The organism is Thermodesulfobacteriota bacterium, from assembly GCA_040756475.1.
Classification (GTDB): Bacteria; Desulfobacterota; Deferrisomatia; order Deferrisomatales; family JACRMM01; genus JBFLZB01.
Window position 1 is genome coordinate 1 of record JBFLZB010000099.1, and the last position, 17,493, is coordinate 17,493.

At 69.5% G+C, this 17,493-nt stretch carries 11 protein-coding genes; 5 read left to right on the forward strand and 6 right to left on the reverse strand.

Features of this window, described 5'->3' with window-relative positions; all coding sequences use genetic code 11:
- Positions 1-491: 491 nt before the first annotated feature.
- The 5 genes from AB1578_14325 to AB1578_14345 all read left to right on the forward strand — a co-directional run bounded on the left by AB1578_14325 (position 492) and on the right by AB1578_14345 (position 11,379).
- Positions 492-1,199 (forward strand): hypothetical protein, encoded by a 708-nt coding sequence (locus AB1578_14325; GenBank protein ID MEW6489079.1) that lies wholly within the window; start codon positions 492-494, stop codon positions 1,197-1,199.
- Between the two features lie 311 nt (positions 1,200-1,510).
- Positions 1,511-2,071, forward strand: coding sequence for a DUF4124 domain-containing protein (locus tag AB1578_14330; GenBank protein MEW6489080.1), 561 nt, complete (start codon positions 1,511-1,513; stop codon positions 2,069-2,071).
- A 69-nt stretch (positions 2,072-2,140) separates the two neighbouring features.
- On the forward strand, positions 2,141-3,106 hold the full coding sequence (locus AB1578_14335) for a rhodanese-like domain-containing protein (protein MEW6489081.1): 966 nt from the start codon (positions 2,141-2,143) through the stop codon (positions 3,104-3,106).
- Positions 3,097-3,999 (forward strand): transglutaminase-like domain-containing protein, encoded by a 903-nt coding sequence (locus AB1578_14340; protein MEW6489082.1) that lies wholly within the window; start codon positions 3,097-3,099, stop codon positions 3,997-3,999. Before AB1578_14335 ends, AB1578_14340 begins: the two co-directional genes overlap by 10 nt.
- 141 nt (positions 4,000-4,140) lie before the next feature.
- Positions 4,141-11,379 (forward strand): Ig-like domain-containing protein, encoded by a 7,239-nt coding sequence (locus AB1578_14345; GenBank protein ID MEW6489083.1) that lies wholly within the window; start codon positions 4,141-4,143, stop codon positions 11,377-11,379.
- A 119-nt stretch (positions 11,380-11,498) separates the two neighbouring features.
- Here AB1578_14345 and AB1578_14350 read toward each other — a convergent pair whose 3' ends face one another.
- From AB1578_14350 to alr, 6 genes are all read right to left on the reverse strand, one after another.
- The gene (locus AB1578_14350; protein MEW6489084.1) at positions 11,499-12,227 is read right to left on the reverse strand and encodes an ABC transporter ATP-binding protein; all 729 of its coding nucleotides are present in this window, start codon (positions 12,225-12,227) and stop codon (positions 11,499-11,501) included.
- Positions 12,227-12,994, reverse strand: coding sequence for an ABC transporter ATP-binding protein (locus AB1578_14355; protein ID MEW6489085.1), 768 nt, complete (start codon positions 12,992-12,994; stop codon positions 12,227-12,229). Before AB1578_14355 ends, AB1578_14350 begins: the two co-directional genes overlap by 1 nt.
- Positions 12,995-13,001: 7 nt before the next feature.
- Positions 13,002-14,015: a branched-chain amino acid ABC transporter permease gene (locus AB1578_14360; GenBank protein ID MEW6489086.1), complete on the reverse strand. Its 1,014-nt coding sequence runs from the start codon at positions 14,013-14,015 to the stop codon at positions 13,002-13,004.
- Positions 14,016-14,055: 40 nt separating this feature from the next.
- Positions 14,056-14,979, reverse strand: coding sequence for a branched-chain amino acid ABC transporter permease (locus tag AB1578_14365; protein ID MEW6489087.1), 924 nt, complete (start codon positions 14,977-14,979; stop codon positions 14,056-14,058).
- A 91-nt stretch (positions 14,980-15,070) separates the two neighbouring features.
- Entirely contained in the window at positions 15,071-16,237 is a 1,167-nt protein-coding gene (locus AB1578_14370) for an ABC transporter substrate-binding protein (protein MEW6489088.1), read from the reverse strand.
- Positions 16,238-16,542: 305 nt separating this feature from the next.
- Positions 16,543-17,493: alanine racemase (gene alr, locus AB1578_14375; GenBank protein ID MEW6489089.1), on the reverse strand; the 951-nt coding region annotated here is incomplete at its 5' end.

Below are 17,493 nucleotides of genomic sequence, written 5' to 3' on the forward strand. Positions count from 1 at the left end.
GTTCGTCGCTGGAGGCGATCGAACGCGAGGCCACAGAGCGTGTACCGTGCGACCAGCGGATGGCCAAGCGAATCGCCCTGTACGTGAGCCACCGCTACAGCGGCCGACCACTCAAGGAGATCGGTGCCCGGTTCGGGGTGGGAGAGTCGGGAGTGAGCCAGGCGAGCCGCCCCCCCGCCGCGTCGAGGCACAACTGGGCAACAGGGAGGACCTGTCTCGGATCGTCCAGGAGGTGGTGGAGGGGCTCGGGTTGTCAGAAGTGTAGACCTGACCCCTTTGCTTGTTCCCTGGGGGCTTCCGGCGGACTACTACCTGCCTCCTATGACGGTGTCCGGCCTGGAGCGGCTGCTTTGCGATGGGCAAATTGCCGTGGTTGCTGCTCCGAAGCACGTCGGAGTGGTAAAGAAGGGATACAAGGATCCGAGTCCACACTGGCTGAGGCAGGGGGGAATTGCATGGATTTTGGACCCATGAATCGAGGAGGGCGCGCGGTGAATAGAGTGCTGATGTTTCTTGTTGTAGCGCTGATTGCGTCGCCTGGTTCTTCGCAGGAGTTGGTGAGCGTTCAGGAGGTGCCGCCGGACGGGACTTGGGGTCGCAAGTTTGTGTACGAGTGGAAGGTTGGTAAGGAAACAAACTCGCTAGTTGTCGTATTCAAGGACCGAAAGCAAGCTGGGTGGCCAGCAGATTGGCTAATAGAAATTGGAATGGAGAATTGCCTGGATTTATTCGACTGTGCCAAGGCAGGCACCGGCGTTTCAGGGACGACGGCAGATGTCGTGGCGGCGATCTTGGATAAGAGTTGGACGATGTTCGACGAAGTAGTGAAGGATGCGGTGGTGGGCGCCGTGAAGGTAGATCTGGCGATTTGTTCCGATATGTGGGGTGAAGTGGAGGGTGAACTGCGGCGGGGCATGGCTAAGTTGAAGGGGAGGGAGGAGTACAATTCTGATGAATCAGCCCAGTTTACTAGACTATTCGGGCGCCTGGTATCGGAGAGCAAGAGCATGTCGCGCTTTCGCGACGTTGCCTCAAGGCGAGGCAAGACGTTCGGCTATGTAGGTTACGGGGACATGCTCTTGATACAGGAAGCTCTTTGGCGGTTGCCGTGGCGCGAGATTGCGAAGGAGCCGTGGCTGGGCATGAAGCATCCCATCTGGGTGTGGATCCTGCTGAATCCCGCCGCCGGTCTGAAGTGACCTTCGGTTGATAGGAGGGAGACGTTGATATAGGACTGGAGAGACCGACGAGGCGAAAGGGACGTTGATACCGAGCGTGCAGAGCGTGCTTGCGGGGCTGTGCTGGGCATGACCGAGGTGGAAGGTGAAGGTGGCGCGGCGAGGCAGGGGAGGCTGGGTGCACCGGGGACGGTGCGGAGCCGGAACGGGCGGTGATCGAGGGCCGAGAGATTCCGAGGACTAACGGCTGTCATTTGCCCCCCGGAGAGCCGGCCGGGGACCTCTCGGCGGTGCGGCCATATCTCAACGAGGGCAAGGGAAGGGAAAGGTGCATGGCACACGCACGGCGGCTGTTCTCGGTTGCGGCTCTCGTGTGGGCCGCGCTGACCGTGGTGGTGACGGCGGGGTCAGTCGGCGCTCTGGCGCAGGTCTACAGGTGGACCGACGAGAAGGGCGGGGTGCACTACTCCGATGCGCCTCCCCGGGATGCTGGGCAGCAGCCGTTCGCTTCGGTCCCCCTGGGTGAGATGCCTCCGCCGGTGGTGGTGACGCTTTCGGACGAGACGTTCGAGGAGAGGATTCAGGGGGCGTCGAGGCCTTTCTTGGCGTTCATCACCGTGGACAACCCGGAGTGCCCGCCGTGCCTGAGGGCGGATGCGATCACGGCCCAGGTGTCGCAGCGGTTTGCCGGGCGGGTCACGGTGGGCAAGCTCGCGTGGGAATCCCTCGAGTCGATCCTGCGCGACCACTGGCAGATTGCCAACGTGTACGGCGTGCGCATCGTGCCGACCTACATCCTCTTTCGGGAGGGCGAAGAAGTCTGGCGGGTCAACCGGCTCGCGGAGCTCGACGAGCTGGTGGGGGCGCTCGAAGCCCGCCTGGGGGAACGATAGGCCGGGGGATGACGTTGGGCCGCAGCCGCAACGTCCCCATTGGGCGGTGGCGCCGGAGGAGACCGGATCGTGAGACACAGAGCACTCGTTGGGATCGCCGTTCTTGCTCTCGGGTTTGCGGGGGGCGGGAGAGAGGGGCACGCGAGCGGGGTACTGGGCGGCGCTACCGGGGCGGACGTTGCCCTGGAGCTTCTGTGGCCGGCCAGCGGCGAGCAGACCTGTGAGGGGGCGCCCGGGGCCGCCAGGCCCGGGGCCGAGGAGGAAGAGGCGCTTTGGATCTCGGCAGTCCAGGTGCGCGAGCGCCTGGCCCAGGGTGGCCCCGTCTCGCTCGTCGATGTGCGCGGGACCGAGGCGTTTGCGGCGGCGCGGATTCCGGGGACGCTATCCGTGCCGCTCTTCGCCGTGAAGACGATGGGGTTCTTGCGGCACCGGGAGGTGGTGCTGGTGGGCGAGGACTACGGGCTCAGTGGGCTGGCGGCCGAGGCCGCGGCGCTTGGGAAGGCCGGGTTCTCGTCGGTGCGCATCCTTCGGGGCGGGATCGGCCAGTGGCGCAGGGCCGGCGGGGGGCTGGAAGGAGAGGCCCTGGAAGCCCTGGCCGTCCCCCGGATATCGCCCGCCGCCTACGTTGCCGAGGGGGGAAGGCGCGACTGGGTCACGGTGCTGGTGTCGCCTCTGGACGGCGGTTCGCCGCCGGCGGGCGCCGAGAAGCTGGCGGAAGCTCTGCGGGTTGCCGGCGCCGAAGACCTGGTGCGGGAGGTGCAGGGTGTGCTGGACAAGCGCGGCGCCGGGGAGCTCGTGAGCGTTGTCGTCGCGACCCCCCAGGGGGAGGGGTACGGGCCTCTCGCTGCGGCGCTGGAGGGGCGGGTGTCGCCGGGCGGGGCGGACTGGAACGTCTACTTCCTCGAAGGGGGGACCGAGGGCTACCGGCGCTATGCGGAGGCCCTGAAGCGGCGGCACTCGGGCGCTTCGAGGGTGGTGGCGGGTGGGGGGACGCCGGCGGGCGCAGCGAGGGGAGGGTGCGGCTCGTGCCGGTAGCGTTGGCTCGGACGACGGGGCTCCTGGTGCTGGCGGGGCTGCTCGCGGTCGCGGGGACCGCATTCGGAGCCGCCACGATCTTCGTGCTCGCGGACCCCGATGCGGCTTACCCCATCGAGCGGCAGGTCCGGTACAACGTGGCCGTCGTGAACCCCGAGAGCCGGCCGGCAGAAGGCGTGCGTCTGTGGGTCCACGCCCCCGTGCTGCAGACCTCGAGCCAGAAGTGCTTGCGGCTGGAGACGTCGCAGGGCGGCGAGCTCGTGGCGGACGAGCTGGGCAACCAGGTCTTGTCGTTCGACCTGGGAACCGTGCCGCCTCGGGGCAAGAGGATCGTCTCGATTCGGGCGGACCTCGGGCTCGCGGACCGCCCGAATCCTGCGCCTGGGGTCGCTTCGGCGGCGTTCCTGGGTCCCGAGCCCGGCATCGAGGCGGACCACCCCGAGATCGTGGCCGCCGCGGGGGTGCTTCGGGCGGAGAGCGCGGGGGAGACGGCCCGGGGGATTTCGGATTGGGTGGGGAAGCACGTGCGCTACGCCGGGTACCTGGAGGAAGACCTGGGCGCCCTGTACGCCCTGCGGCACGGAAAAGGCGATTGCACCGAGTACGCGTTTCTCTTCACGGCGCTGGCGCGCGCCAACGGGTTGCCCGTGCGGGCGATGGCGGGCTACCTGGTGAACGGGGACCAGGTTCTACGCCCGACGGACTTCCACAACTGGGCAGAGCTCTACGAGGAGGGCCGGTGGGTGCTGGTGGACCCCCAGGAGGTCCGCTTCGGAGACGGACAGAGCCTGTACGTGGCGACCCGGATCCTCGGGGGCGTTGGGGATGACCCCCTGGGGGGGAACCACCGCTTCCGGGTGGAGCCCGAGTGGTTGTCGGTGCGCATGGAGTGAGGGATCGAGGCACACCTGGCCACCTGCCGGATGGCAGGGAGCACGGCCGGCCGGAAGGGAAGCAGCGCGGCCGACGGGGGCGCAGCCGGATGTTCGCAGGAGCTTGCGGTGCTGGGACGGATTGCGAAGGGGAGGCCGGACATGGGGAGATCGCGAGGGCTCCGGGGCGCGTTGGGCTTGGTGCTGGGGGCGCTGATCGGGTGGGTGGGGGCCGCCGGCACGGCCGAGGCATTGGACGCCCAGTGCGCCACGGTGAAGCTGGAGATCCCCCAGGAACTCACCCTGGAGCGCCAGGGGTTCGAGGCCCGGATGCGGATCCACAACGGGCTTCCCAACCTTGCGCTCGAAGAGGTGAAGATCGCCCTCCAGTTCCGCGACGAGGCCGGCAGCGAGGTGCCGGTCTCCTCGGATCCGGATGCGCAGGGGGCGCTCTTCTTCGTCCGGCTGGAGCACGACGAGATGAAGGGCATCGGCGCCATCGATGGCACCGGCAAGGTGCTGCCCTCCACGACCGCCGAGATCCGCTGGTTCCTGATCCCGGCGCCGGGTGCCGCCAAGGGATCGCCTCTGGGGACCCCTTACTCCGTGGGGGCGACCCTCACCTACCGGATCGGGCTCGACAAGGAGTCGATCCAGGTGACCCCCGACACCATCTATGTGAAGCCGATGCCCGCCCTGGCCCTGGACTACTTCCTTCCCGCAGAGGTGTACGGAGACGACGCCTTCACGCCGGAGATCGAGCCTTCCATCCCCTTCAGCCTGGGCGTGCGCGTTGTCAACAACGGCTCGGGTACGGCCGGGGCGGTGCGCATCCGTTCGGGCCAGCCGGAGATTCTCGAGAACGAGCAGGGGCTCCTGGTGGGCTTTGCGATCGACGCCGCAGAGGTGAACGGCTCCCCTGCGCCCCAGAGCCTGGCAGTGGCCTTCGGGGACATCCGCCCCGGGCAGGCGGCGGTGGCCCGGTGGATCATGAGCTGCTCTCTCTCGGGACGGTTTACCGGGTTCACGGCCGAGTACAGCCACGCCGACGAGCTGGGGGGCGCCCTCACCTCGCTGCTGGGCGAGCCGGTCGCGCGCACCCTGGTTCGCGACGTGCTCGTGGATCTGCCCGGGCGGGACGAGATTCGAGATTTTCTGGCCGTGGAGGGCGGTGCGTATCGGGTGTATGAGTCCCAGGGAGAAGACCTGGCCGTGACCGCCGTCTCTGCCGACGCGCAATTGGCGGCGCAACCGGCGGCCGGCGTCTACTCCCTGACGCTCCCGATCTCCCCGGGCTTCTCGTACCTGCGCCTGCCGGATCCCCTCTCGGGCCGGGAGGTCCTGAAGAGCGTCACGCGCTCCGACGGCAAGCGCATCAAGCCCGAGAACGCCTGGCTCTCCAAGAGCCGGAACAAGGACACCAAGGAGTGGGAGCACTTCTTCCACCTCTTCGACGCCGGCTCCACCGGCTCGTACACGGTGGTCTTCGGGGCGCCCGCGAGCCCGCCGAGCCCCCCGGTGCTCCAGTTCATCGCGGACCGGGCTGTGGCGGAGGGGGGGACGGTTTCGTTTATCGTCCAGGCCACCGACCCCGACGGGACGATCCCGGTGCTCACGGCTTCGCCGCTGCCCGCGGGGGCGAGCTTCGTCGACGAAGGGGGCGGCACCGGCCGGTTCACCTGGACGACGCGGACCGGCCAAGCGGGCCGCTATCCGGTCACCTTCACCGCCTCGGACGGGGTGCTCCAGGCCAAGCGCACGGCGACCCTGACCGTGAACCCGCTCTGGGACACCGACGGCGACGGCATGGCCGACGCCTGGGAGCTCGAGCACTTCGGGGATCTCTCCCGGGACGGCACCGGGGACTTGGACGGGGACGGGGTGTCGGACCTAGAGGAGTACCTTCGGGGCACCGACCCGGCCACGAACTTCGCCCCCACGATCCCGGTGGTGCTCGCGCCGGCCCCGGGGGCCGAGGTGGCGGAGCTTCGGCCGGTGCTCACGGTGCGAAACAGCATCGACCGGGAGGGGGACCCGGTGGTCTACGAGATCGAGGTCTTCGAGGATGCCCTGTTCACCCTTGGGGTCGCCTCGGCCTCGGGCATCGCCGAAGGGACGGACGTCACGGCCTGGCAGGTCCCCTTCGATCTTCGGGAGAACACCCGCTACCACTGGCGCGTGCGGGCCACCGACGGCAATCGGGCGAGCCAGTGGGCTTACGGAAGCTTCTTCGTGAACCTGGAAAACGAGGCCCCGGGTGCCTTTGCCCTGTCCTGGCCCGCGGACGGCTTTGAGGTGGACACCCTAACCCCGACCCTTGCGGTCACCAACAGCCTCGACCCCGACGAGGACGCGGTCACCTACGCCTTCGAGGTCTACGAGGACGAGGCGCTGGCGCTGCTCGCCGCCTCGGTCTCCGGGGTGGTTGAAGGAGCCGGGGGGCCCGGGGGGGGAGGGGCCACCTCCTGGACGGTGGACGCGCCCCTCGGGGACGGGATCACCTACTGGTGGCGGGCCGTGGCCACCGACGCCCACGGCGCCGCGACCGAGTCCGCCGCCGGCTCGTTTACGGTGAATACGGCAAACCGCGCGCCCTCCGTGCCCCTCGTCCAATCCCCGGCACACGGGGAGGAGGTCTCGGAGACCGCGGTGACCCTGGTCGTAGGAAACGCCCCCGACCCCGACGGCGCCCTCCTCACCTACACCTTCGAGCTCGACACCGTCCCCACTTTCGACAGCGCCGACAAGCAGACGGTGTCCGGGCTCCCGGAGGAAGAGGGCTCGACCTCCTGGGCGGTGCCCGGGTTGCTCCCGGACGACACCCGCTACTACTGGCGGGCCAAGGCGAGCGACGGCCGGGCCGAGAGCCCCTGGACCCAGGTTGCCGAGCTCTTCGTCAACACCCAAAACGACGCTCCTTCCGCCCCGACGCTCCGAAACCCCTCCGACGGCGGGGAGGTGTGGAGCCGCACCCCGGTCCTCGTCCTCCACGGGGCCCACGACCCGGACCCCGCTCCCAACGGTGCCGACCTCGCCTACGCCTTCGAGATCTACGCGGACGGGGCGCTCGCGACCCGGGTCGCCCATGCCGAGGGCCAGGGCCCCGCCTGGGCACCCCCCCAGCCCCTGGACGACGACCGGTTCTACTACTGGCGCGCCCGGGCCGTGGACGCCCACGGCCTTGGGGGGGAGTGGATGGCGGCGGCTCGGTTCGTGATCAACGAGAGCGGCCATAACGAGCCGCCCACCGTGGCCTTCACGGCGCCGGACCCAGGGGGCGTGCTCACCAACCAGAGCACGCTCACCCTGGCCTGGACCGCCTCGGACCCGGACAGCACCGCGCTGGTGAGCCTCTACTACGGCGAGACGGGCTCGGGGTGCGGCGGGATAGGGATCGCCGCGGGCATCCCCGAGCGCGACGGGCCCGACACCTACACGTGGGACCTCACCGCGCTTCCCGACGGCACCTATTTCGTCTACGCCGTCGTCGAGGACGAGCTCACCTCGGCCTGCGCGTACGCCCCGGGCCCGGTGATCGTGGACCGCACGCCCCCGTCCGTGGCGGCGGTCCCCGGCGGGGGGATCTTCGCCGCGCCCCAGCTCGTGGCGCTGGCGGCGGACGAGCCGGCGGCGATCTACTACACCCTCGACCCGGACGGGGACCCGAACGGGGACGGCCCGGCACCCGACGAGGCCTCCCCGGTCTACACCGAGCCCTTGTCCGTGGCGGCCTCGGCGCTCCTTCGCTTCTTCGCCGTCGACGTGGCCGGCAACGCGGGGGAGGTGCGCGCCGAGACTTACGTGATCGACACCGAGCCCCCCGTGGGGTCGGTCTCGGTCGGCGGCGGGGCGCTCTACACGAGCTCGGCGCAGATCCTCCTCACCCTCTCGGCCGAGGACGAGGGGAGCTACGTCGCCCAGATGCGCCTTCGCAACGAAGGCGTGGAGTGGTCGGACTGGGAGCCCTACGCCGAGACCCGGGCTTGGACCCTGCCCGCCGGCGACGGGGAGAAGGTGGTGGAGGTGGAGCTTCGGGACGCCGCCGGCAACGTGGCCCCGGCGTCGGTCGCCGTCCACCTGGACACCGAGCCTCCGGCGGTGGCCATCGACCCGGTGGAGAGCCCCGTGACCGAGACCACCCTGACCCTTATGGGCACCCAGGAGGCGGGGGCAACCGTGCAAGTGTACCTCGTTTCGGGCTCCGGCACGGCCGGCGCGGTGAGCTATCCGGGCGCCGGGAACTGGGAGTGCACCCTCTCGGACCTCGCGGTCGGGGAGTACGAGGTGCGCGCCGACGCCGCCGACGCGGCGGGAAACCGGGGGACGGCGAGCGCGTTCTTTGGCGTGGGATTCAACCCTCCCCCGGTTCTCGACGACGACGCCGACAACGACGGGATGCCCGACGCGTGGGAGATCGCCCACGGGCTCAATCCCCTGCTCCCTGATGACGCCGACTGGGACGAGGACGGGGACGGGGTATCGAACCTGGGCGAGTTCCTCCGGGGCACCGATCCGCGGGTGGTGAGCGCCGCGCCGTTCCTTTGGGCCGGGGTTACTCATCGCACGCTGGCCGACGGGAGTGAGGTCGACACCCTGGACGCGGCGCTCCCAGAGGGGGCGGGCAGCCCTGCCGGCCGCACCGTCACCGTGGCGGGTCCCGGGGGGTTCTGGTACGCCTTCGGCGAGGGAGACCGTCTGCCTTGGACACCGGGAACCCTGGCGCTCCAGCGCGACTTCCTCGCGCTGCCCGCCGGCCTCTACACCTTCACGGTGGCCGGGGCCGACGGGAGCCGGGAGGAGCGGGTCGACCTCCATCACGGTGCCCGGGCTCTGCCGCGGGTCGATGCGGGATCACTGTGGGCCGAGCGGCGCGCCGACGGGGGCTACCGTTTCGGCTGGGCGCTTGCCGACGAGGCGCGCGACTACTGGTACCGGGTGCGGGTCGTCACCGCGGAGGGGAACGAGGTCTACACGGGGGGCCGCTTCCAGGCCACCACCCACGACCTCCCGGCGTGGCTCCTGGAGGACGGCGTGGCCTACCGGTGGCGGGTCGAGGCCCACGACGGGCCGACCTGGGACCTCCTGGCCAATCGGTCGGAGTCGGCGTGGCAAGACCTGGTGCCCGATCCGGGCGACTATGGGGAGGACCGTCTCCTCGTCCACTGGGTGCGCCTCTACCACCGGTGGGAGGACGACGGCACGCCCTACACCGCCTTCTCCCTGGTAGTGGATGACGCTTCTGCAGTTGCAGGCATCGCGGTCAGCGGCCCGGCAGGCCCGGTGGACTGCCCGGCGCCGGGGCTTTCCGGCAGTTACCTGCCCCTGTGGAATGAGTTCTACTGCCGGGTGCCCGGCACGCTGCCGTCGGGCCGCTACGCCTTTGCCGTGACCTCGGAGAAGGCGCCTGGCGTCCCGGTGGTGCAGACCGTGGAGGCAACCCTCACGGACCCGGTGCTCTACCCGGCTGTCGACCCGTCGACCTGCACGGCCCAGGAGACGGCCTGGGGCGCCGTGCGCTTCCACTGGGCGGGCATCGACCGACCCGAGGCCCTGGCCTACCGGGTGTACCTACGCGACGGCACGGGGTGGGAGCACCTCACCGCCCGGGCGCAGAAGACCTCGGCAGACGTGGATGGGACGCTCCTGGGGGGGCTGACGGGTGTCGAGTGGCGGGTCGAGGTCTTCGAGGTCGCCGGCCCTCAGGCGGTCCGGAACCGCCGAAACGGCCCCTGGATGCCCCTTATCATCCGGCCGTACGACCCGGCGGCGGCCGACCTGTGGGGGAGCCAGGTGCGCCGGCGCCTCGGCCCCGACGGCCGCATCTGGTCCGACCTGTGGCTCGATACCTGGGATCCGTTCGTTCCCGACCCGCCCCACACCGAGCTCCTCGTCGAGGGGCCCGGGGGCGAGCGCTGGGATTTCTTGGCCGAGGGCCGCTTCTGGCGCGACGACGTGAGCCAAGGGGGCTATCACATCCTGCGGGAAGGCGAGCCGGCGCAGGGCCTCTACGCCTTCACCGCCCGCACCCGGGGGGCGCCCGCAGCGGTGCTCTTCGACCGCCAGCCGGCACCGGCGAGCCTCGGCATTCCCGACTACCGCAGCCTGCGGGCCGGGATCGACCCAGAGGGGGACCTCCAGCTCACCTGGGCGCCCGTGCCGTCGAACGTGCCGGTGTGGTATGCGGTCAACTTCTATCGGCTGACCGATGCCAGCGGCGACGGCAGCGCCGACGAGGTATACTCCCGCTACTCCCTGGACCAGACCTCCTGGCGCTTCCCGGCTCTTGACCTGCCCGACGAGCCTCTGATCGTGCGGCTCCAGGTGCGCAACGCGCCCGACTGGAGCCTCGTCAGCGAGCGGGCCAACGGGGTGTTCGTGGGGTGGGAAGGGCCGGGGTTCGACTACAGCCAGGTCCCAAATGCCGACGGGGACGACCTGGCGGCCAACTGCGATCCGGACGACGCCGACCCGGACATGGACTCCGCGTGCCTGCTCCTGGGGGAGTGTCCCCCGGCGAAGGCCGTGGAGCTGCAGCCGGCGCTCGCGAGCCCACAGGTGGCGGGAACGGCTGTCTCCTTCACGGCCTCGGCGCGTCCCGCCGGCGGCCGATACGAGTACCGGTTCTGGGTCAAGGAGGGGGCCACCTGGACCGTGGTGCGAAGCTACGCGGAAAGCGCCACCTGGACCTGGGACACGGCGGGCAAGCCGACGGGCACCTACTACGTGCAGGTCGACAGCCGCAGGGTGGGCTCGACCGTCGCCCGCGAGGCGGCCAAGGTGGTCGCCTACGTCCTGGCGGCTCCCGCGACCCCGGCCACGGGGGTGAACCTCAGCCCGAGTCTCGCGAGCCCCCAGGCGGTGGGCACGAGCGTCACCTTCGCCGCCGCCGGGCTGCCGGAGCAGGGCGGCTACGAGTACCGGTTCTGGCTCAAGGAAGGAGCGGCCTGGAGCGTGGTCCAGAACTACGCCACCAACGCCACGTGGACCTGGAATACAACCGGCAAAGCCGAGGGCACCTACTACGTGCAGGTGGACTGCCGGGCCGTGGGCTCCACGGCCGCCCGCGAGGCGGCCAAGGTGGTCGCCTACGGCCTGGGGGCTGCCGCCACCCCGGCCACGGGGGTGAACCTCAGCCCGAGTCTCGCGAGCCCCCAGGCGGTGGGCACGAGCGTCACCTTTACCGCTGCCGGGCTGCCGGAGCAGAGCGGCTACGAGTACCGGTTCTGGCTCAAGGAAGGGGGCGTGTGGAGCGTGGTGCAGAACTATTCGGTCACCCCCACTTGGACCTGGAACACAACCGGAAAAGCCGAGGGCACCTACTACGTGCAGGTGGACTGCCGGGCCGTGGGCTCCACCGCGATCCGCGACGCCGCCAAGGTGGTGGGCTACGTGCTCGAGTAGCTCGGCGGGGAGACCTTGGGGGCAGGGTGACGAAGGGGGACGGCTGGCCGGGGGCGAAAGGAGTCGCGCGAAGGCATCTCGGTGCGCTCCGCCGGGACACTTGCCCTCGGCCCGCTGCCCTAACCCCCCAGGTACGCCCGCTTCACCTCGGGATTGCCCAGGAGCTCGGCGCTGGTGCCCTGGGCTGCGATCTCGCCGGTGTCGAGCACGTAGCCCCGGTGGGCCAGGTGGAGCGCGAGCATGGCGTTTTGCTCCACCAGCAGCAGGGTGATGCCGTCTTCCTGGTTGAGGCGCTTCAGGTTGCGGAAGAGCTCGTACTTGAGCAGCGGCGCGAGTCCCATGGAGGGCTCGTCCAGGAGCAGGAACGTGCACCCCGACATGAGGGCGCGCCCCACCGCGAGCATCTGCTGCTCGCCCCCGCTCAGGGACTCGCTGCGCTGCTTCTCCCGCTCCTTGAGGCGCGGGAAGAGCTCGAACACCCGCTCGTAGTCCCGCCCCACCCGCGGGTCGCCCTTGCGGGAGTAGGTGGCGAGCTCCAGGTTCTCCCACACCGTGAGGTTCCCGAAGATCCGGCGCCCCTCGGGCACCAGCGCGGTCTTGTGCGCCGCCACGATCCGGTGGGGCTCGGTTCGGAGCAGGCTCTCCCCCCGCAGGCGGATCTCGCCGCTCGTCACCCGGGGGCCGTCGGGGGGCGGGGTGCGGCAGATGCTCAGGAGCGAGGTGCTCTTGCCCGCCCCGTTGGCCCCGATGAGGGTGACGATCTCCCCCTCCTCCACGTGGAAGCTCACCCCGTGGAGGGCCTCCACCGCCCCGTACCGGACCCGCAGGTTCTCCACCGAGAGCAGCATCAGATCTCCGCGTTCCCGAGGTAGGCCTCGATCACCGCCGGGTTGCGCTGGATCTCCTCCGGGGTGCCCTCGGCGATGGTCTGCCCGAAGTCGATCACCGTGATGCGCGAGCACAGCTGCATCACCACGTCCATGTGGTGCTCGATCATCCAGATCGTGACCTCGAACTTCCTGTGGATCCACTGGACGAGCCGGATGAGCTCGTCCACGTCGGAGCTGTTGAGCCCGGCGGCGGGCTCGTCCAGCAGCAGGAGCTTGGGCTGGACGGAGAGGGCCCGGGCGAGCTCCACCTTGCGCTGGAGCCCGTAGGGCAGGTTCTTGGGGAAGTCGTGGGCGACGTCGGAGAGCTTCATCACCTCCAGGAGCTCCCGGGCGTAGTCTTCGAGCTCCCGCTCCCGGCGGCCGTAGCGGCGGGTGCGGAGCAGCGTGTCGAGCAGCCCGTAGCCTAGCCGGTGGTGCTGGGAGATGCGGATGTTGTCGAGCACGGTCAGGTCCTTCCAGAGCCGGATGTTCTGGAAGGTGCGGGCGACGCCGAGCGCGGTGACCTGGTGGGGCTTGAGCCCCGCGGTGCTGCGCCCCTCGAAGAGCACCTGCCCTTGGCTCGGCTGGTAGAAACCGCTCACCAGGTTGAAGACCGTGGTCTTGCCCGCCCCGTTGGGGCCGATGAGCCCGAAGAGCTGGCGCTCCTCGACCGCGATGTCGAGGTTCGACAGGGCGCACAGCCCCCCGAAGAAGTGGGTCAGGTTGCGGATCTGGAGGGTCGGCATGGAAGGGTCACTTGAAACTATAGAGTCGCCGCAGGCGCGGGAAGACGTCGGAGAACTCCCGGTTGCCGAGGATGCCCTCGGGCCGGAACTGCATGAGGATGATCAGGACCAGGGGGATCACGACCCACTTGATGATCTGGAGCGGCCGCAGCGCCTCCAGGAGCAGGGTGAAGAGGATGGCCGACATCACCGAGCCGCTCAGCGACCCCATCCCTCCCAGGTACACCATCACCAGCACCTCGGTGGACTTGAGGATCGTAAACGAGCCCGGGTTCACGTACCCCACGATGTGGCCGAAGAGCCCCCCGGCGATCCCCGCCAGGCCCGAGGAGAGCATGAAGGCGATGAGCTTCATCTTGTTGGTGTTCACGCTCAGGATCTCGGCGGCCACCTCGTCCTGGGAGATGGCCGAGACGCCCCTCCCGTAGGTGGAGTAGACGAAGCGGCGCAGCACCCAGATCGTCGCCACGGTGGAGAGGAACACCCACACCAGCATCCAGGGCAGGTCCAGGGTCTCCCCCATGGTGTTCACCACCCGCTTCATCCCCATGAAGCCCCGGGGGCCGCCGATGGCGTCCATGTTCTCGATGGCGCTGATGAAGATGTAGTTGGCCGCGAGCGTGATGATGGCCAGGTAGTCTCCCCGGGTGCGAAACGACGGGATCGCCACCAGCAGGCCCGCCACGGCCGCCGCGGCGCCGCCCGCGAGCAGAATCAGGGGAAACCCGTAGAGCGCCCACTCGGGGGGCAGCACGGGGGGACCGAAGACCCGGTCGGTGGCGAAGAGCCACACGCTCAGCACCGACGCCACGTAGGCCCCCACCGCCATGAAGCCCCCGTGCCCGCAGGAAAACTCCCCCATGTACCCGTTCACCAGGTTCAGGCTGGCCGCCAGGATGACGTTGACGCCCATGAACATGAGCACGGTCTGTGTGTACTGGTCCAGGAACTCCGCCGAGGCCAGGAACACGAGCGCCGCGAGGAGGGCGGCCAGGGCGGCGGGCATGGTGGCGCGTTTCATGCGGCTCCCGTTCACGTTTCACGTCTCACGTCTCACGCCCTCAGATCTTGGTCGTCTTCGCCACCCCGAAGAGCCCCGTGGGCTTCAGGGAGAGGATCATCAGGAGCACGGTGAAGGCGAAGAGGTCCCGGAAGGTGGACGGGAAGAAGGCCACCACCAGGATCTCCACCGCCCCCAGGAGAAAGCCTCCCAGGAACGCCCCCCGGATGTCCCCGATCCCACCCACCACCGCCGCGATGAAGGCCTTCCACCCGATCAGCGCCCCCATGTAAGGGTCGAGCACCGGGTAGGACATGGCGAAGAGGATCCCCGCCAGGCCGGCCATGGAAGAGCCCAGGACGAAGGTGGACACGATGACCGTGTCGATGGGGATCCCCATGAGGGGCACGGCGAACTTGTCGTAGGAGATGGCGCGCATGGCCATCCCGATCTTGGTGCGGGTGACGATGGTGTGGAGGAGCCAGAAGACGGCCACCGCCGTCGCGATGACCGCGAGCTTGAGATTCGTGAAGCTCACCCCTCCCACGGTGTAGACGGTCTCCTCGACGAGGGGGGGGAAGCGGCGCCGGCTCGCCCCCAGCAGGGCGAGGTTGCCGTTTTCCAGGATGAGGCCGCACATGAGGGCCGTGATGACCACGTAGAGCCGGTTGGCCCCCTTGCGGCGCAGCGGCCGGTAGGCCACCCGCTCCAGGGAGACCCCGACGCAGGCCGTCAGGATCATGGTCAGCGGGATCGTCGCCGCGAGCACCGCCCAGCCCGGGAGGCCGGGGATGACCCCGAAGGAGCCCAGGAGGAACGTCGCCACGAAGAAGGCGATGTAGGCGCCCACCATGAAGATGTCGCCGTGGGCGAAGTTGATGAGCAGCAACACCCCGTAGACGAGCGTGTAGCCGAGCGCGATGAGGGCGTAGAAGCTGCCCCACTGGAGGGCGTTGAGGAGGTTCTGGAGCAGGAGCTCGAGCACGGGCCGCTTCTCCTGGGTCCGATGAGGCGTGCCGGCAGACGGGAGCCGCAGAGGCGCCCGGGCGCCTCTGCGGCTGGTTCCCGGCCTGGGCCTAGGGGCAGACCGACTCGGTAAACGCGAACTCGCCCGCGTCGGTGATCTTCACCACCACGGCGCACTTGATGGGGTCGCCCTCGGCGTCGAAGCGCATCTTGCCGGTAATGCCGTCGAACTCGGCGATCGCGGCCATGGCGTCCCGGATGGCCTTGCGGTCCTTCTTGAGGTTTCCCGAGAGCCCCTTGGTGTTCTGGATGGCCTGCAGCTCCAGGCGGGTGGCGTCCCAGGTCAGGGCCGCCACGTCGTCGGGCACGTACCCGTACTTGGCCTGGTAGCGGTCGATGAACTCCTTCGTGGCGCCGGTCGCGCCGGCCGCGGCGTAGTGGGTGGAGAAGTACTGGCCCTTGCAGGCGTCGCCGCACAGGGTCATGAGCTCGGCCGAGCCCCACGCGTCGGACCCCATGAAGGGGCTCTGGAAGCCGAGCTTGCGGGCCTGGGGCACGATGAGCGCCACCTGGTTGTAGTTGTTGGGGACGAAGAGGAAGTCGGGCTTGGCCCCGATGATCTTGGTGAGCTGGGCGCTGAAGTCCTGGTCCTTGGTGCCGTGGCTCTCGAAGGCCACCACCGAGCCCGCCCCGTGCTTCCTCTCGAAGTCGGCCTTGAAGATCTCGGCCAGCCCCTTCGAGTAGTCGTTGGAGAGGTCGAAGAGCACCGCCGCCTTCTTTGCGCCGAAGGTCTTGGTGGCGAAGTCCACCGCCACGGGTCCCTGGAAGGGGTCGAGGAAGGCCGCCCGGAACACCCAGGGCCGGTCCTTGGTGGTGTCGGGGTTGGTGGACCACGGCGAGATCATGGGGGTCTCGTTGTCGTCGGCCACCTGGCCCGCCGGCACCGCCTGCTTGGAGGACTGGGGGCCCACCATGGCGAGGATCCGGTCCTGCTCGATGAGCTTCAGGGCCGCGGTGACGGCCGACTCGGCCTTGGACTCGTTGTCCTGGTAGAGGAACTCGAGGCGGTACTTCTTGCCCCCCACCTCGAGGCCGCCCTTGCCGTTGACGTCTTCCCGGAGCATCTCGGCGGCGAACTTGGAGGCCTCGCCCACCTTGGGGATGTCGCCGGTCAGGGGGATGACGAAGCCGATCTTGATGACGTCCTGGGCCAGTGCGGGCAACGCGAGCCCCAGAGCCAGGAGACACGATACGGCCGCCAACGGGAGTCGTCGCATGGGAGCCCTCCTTTTCCAGCAGTGGGTGGAAGAACGGACACGCCCCGGCGGGACTCGCCGCCGAGGGCTCATGGTTGCGGGATCATAGGGCTTTGGGCGAGGAGACGCAAACGGGAACTTGGCGGGGGGCGCGTTGTCCGTTGCTCGTTGGAGTGAGGAAGGGCGGCGCGTTGTCGGTTGCTCGTTGCTGGTGGTCCGTGGTCCGTTGTCCGTTGGAGTGAGGTTTACGGCCAATTCACGTTTCGCGTCTCACTCTTCACGCCTCACGCTTCACGATATCCTCTTCACCCTTCACCCTTCACCCTTCACGCCCCACCCACATACTCCCGCGGCACCCGCTTGCCCACGTTGCAGGTGATTTCGTAGTGGATGGTGCCGACCAGGCGCGCCAGGTCGTCTGCGCCGATGCGGGCGTCGCCCTGGCGGCCGAAGAGCACGGCTTCGTCGCCCTCCCGGGCGCCGGGCACGTCCGTGACGTCCGCGAGCAGAAGATCCATGCAAACGCGGCCCACCAGGGGCACCGACTGCCCTCCCACGAGCACCCGGCCCCGATTCGAGAGAAGCCGCGGGTAGCCGTCGCCGTAGCCCACCGGGAGGGTCGCGATGCGGCTCGGGCGCTGGGCGACGAAGGTGCGGCCGTAGGAAAGGGGGGTGCCGGCGGGGACGCTCTTCAGCAGGGCGACCCGGGTGCGAAGGCTCATGGCCGGCTCCAGGGGGGCGGCGCGCGGCGTCTCGGGGGAGGGGTGGAGGCCATAGATGCCGATGCCCGTGCGCACCAGGTCCAGGTGGCTCTCGGGAAGCGCCAGGACCGCGGCCGTGTTGGCCATGTGGCACAGGGGCGGACGCCGGCCCCGGGCTTCGAGGGCCTGGACGACCTCTCGAAACGCGGCCAGCTGGGCCCGGCTGAAGGAGAGGTCGGCCTCGTCGGCCGCGGCAAAGTGGGAGAAGAGGCCCTCCACGCGCAGGTGGGGGAGCCCCCCGAGCCACTCCACGTAGGCGGCGGCCTCGGCGGGGGAGACCCCCAGGCGGCCCATGCCGGTGTCGACCTTGACGTGCACCGCCGCGGTGCGGCCCCGGGCCGCCGCGGCGCGGTCCAGGGCCAGAGGGGTCTCGCGGCCGCACACCGCCACCCGCAGATCGCTCCCCACCGCCTGGGCGGCCTCCTCGGGAAAGGCCGCCCCCAGCACCAGGATGGGCGCCGCGAGGCCCGCGCGCCGCAGCTCCACCCCCTCCTCCACGAGGGCGACCCCCAGCCA

What these genes read in the sequence shown, in the direction of transcription:
- AB1578_14355 (MEW6489085.1), bottom strand. Translation starts at nt 12,994, where the DNA reads ATGCCGACCCTCCAGATCCGCAACCTGACCCACTTCTTCGGGGGGCTG.
- AB1578_14350 (MEW6489084.1), bottom strand. Translation starts at nt 12,227, where the DNA reads ATGCTGCTCTCGGTGGAGAACCTGCGGGTCCGGTACGGGGCGGTGGAG.
- AB1578_14330 (MEW6489080.1), top strand. Translation starts at nt 1,511, where the DNA reads ATGGCACACGCACGGCGGCTGTTCTCGGTTGCGGCTCTCGTGTGGGCC.
- AB1578_14370 (MEW6489088.1), bottom strand. Translation starts at nt 16,237, where the DNA reads ATGCGACGACTCCCGTTGGCGGCCGTATCGTGTCTCCTGGCTCTGGGG.
- AB1578_14345 (MEW6489083.1), top strand. Translation starts at nt 4,141, where the DNA reads ATGGGGAGATCGCGAGGGCTCCGGGGCGCGTTGGGCTTGGTGCTGGGG.
- AB1578_14360 (MEW6489086.1), bottom strand. Translation starts at nt 14,015, where the DNA reads ATGAAACGCGCCACCATGCCCGCCGCCCTGGCCGCCCTCCTCGCGGCG.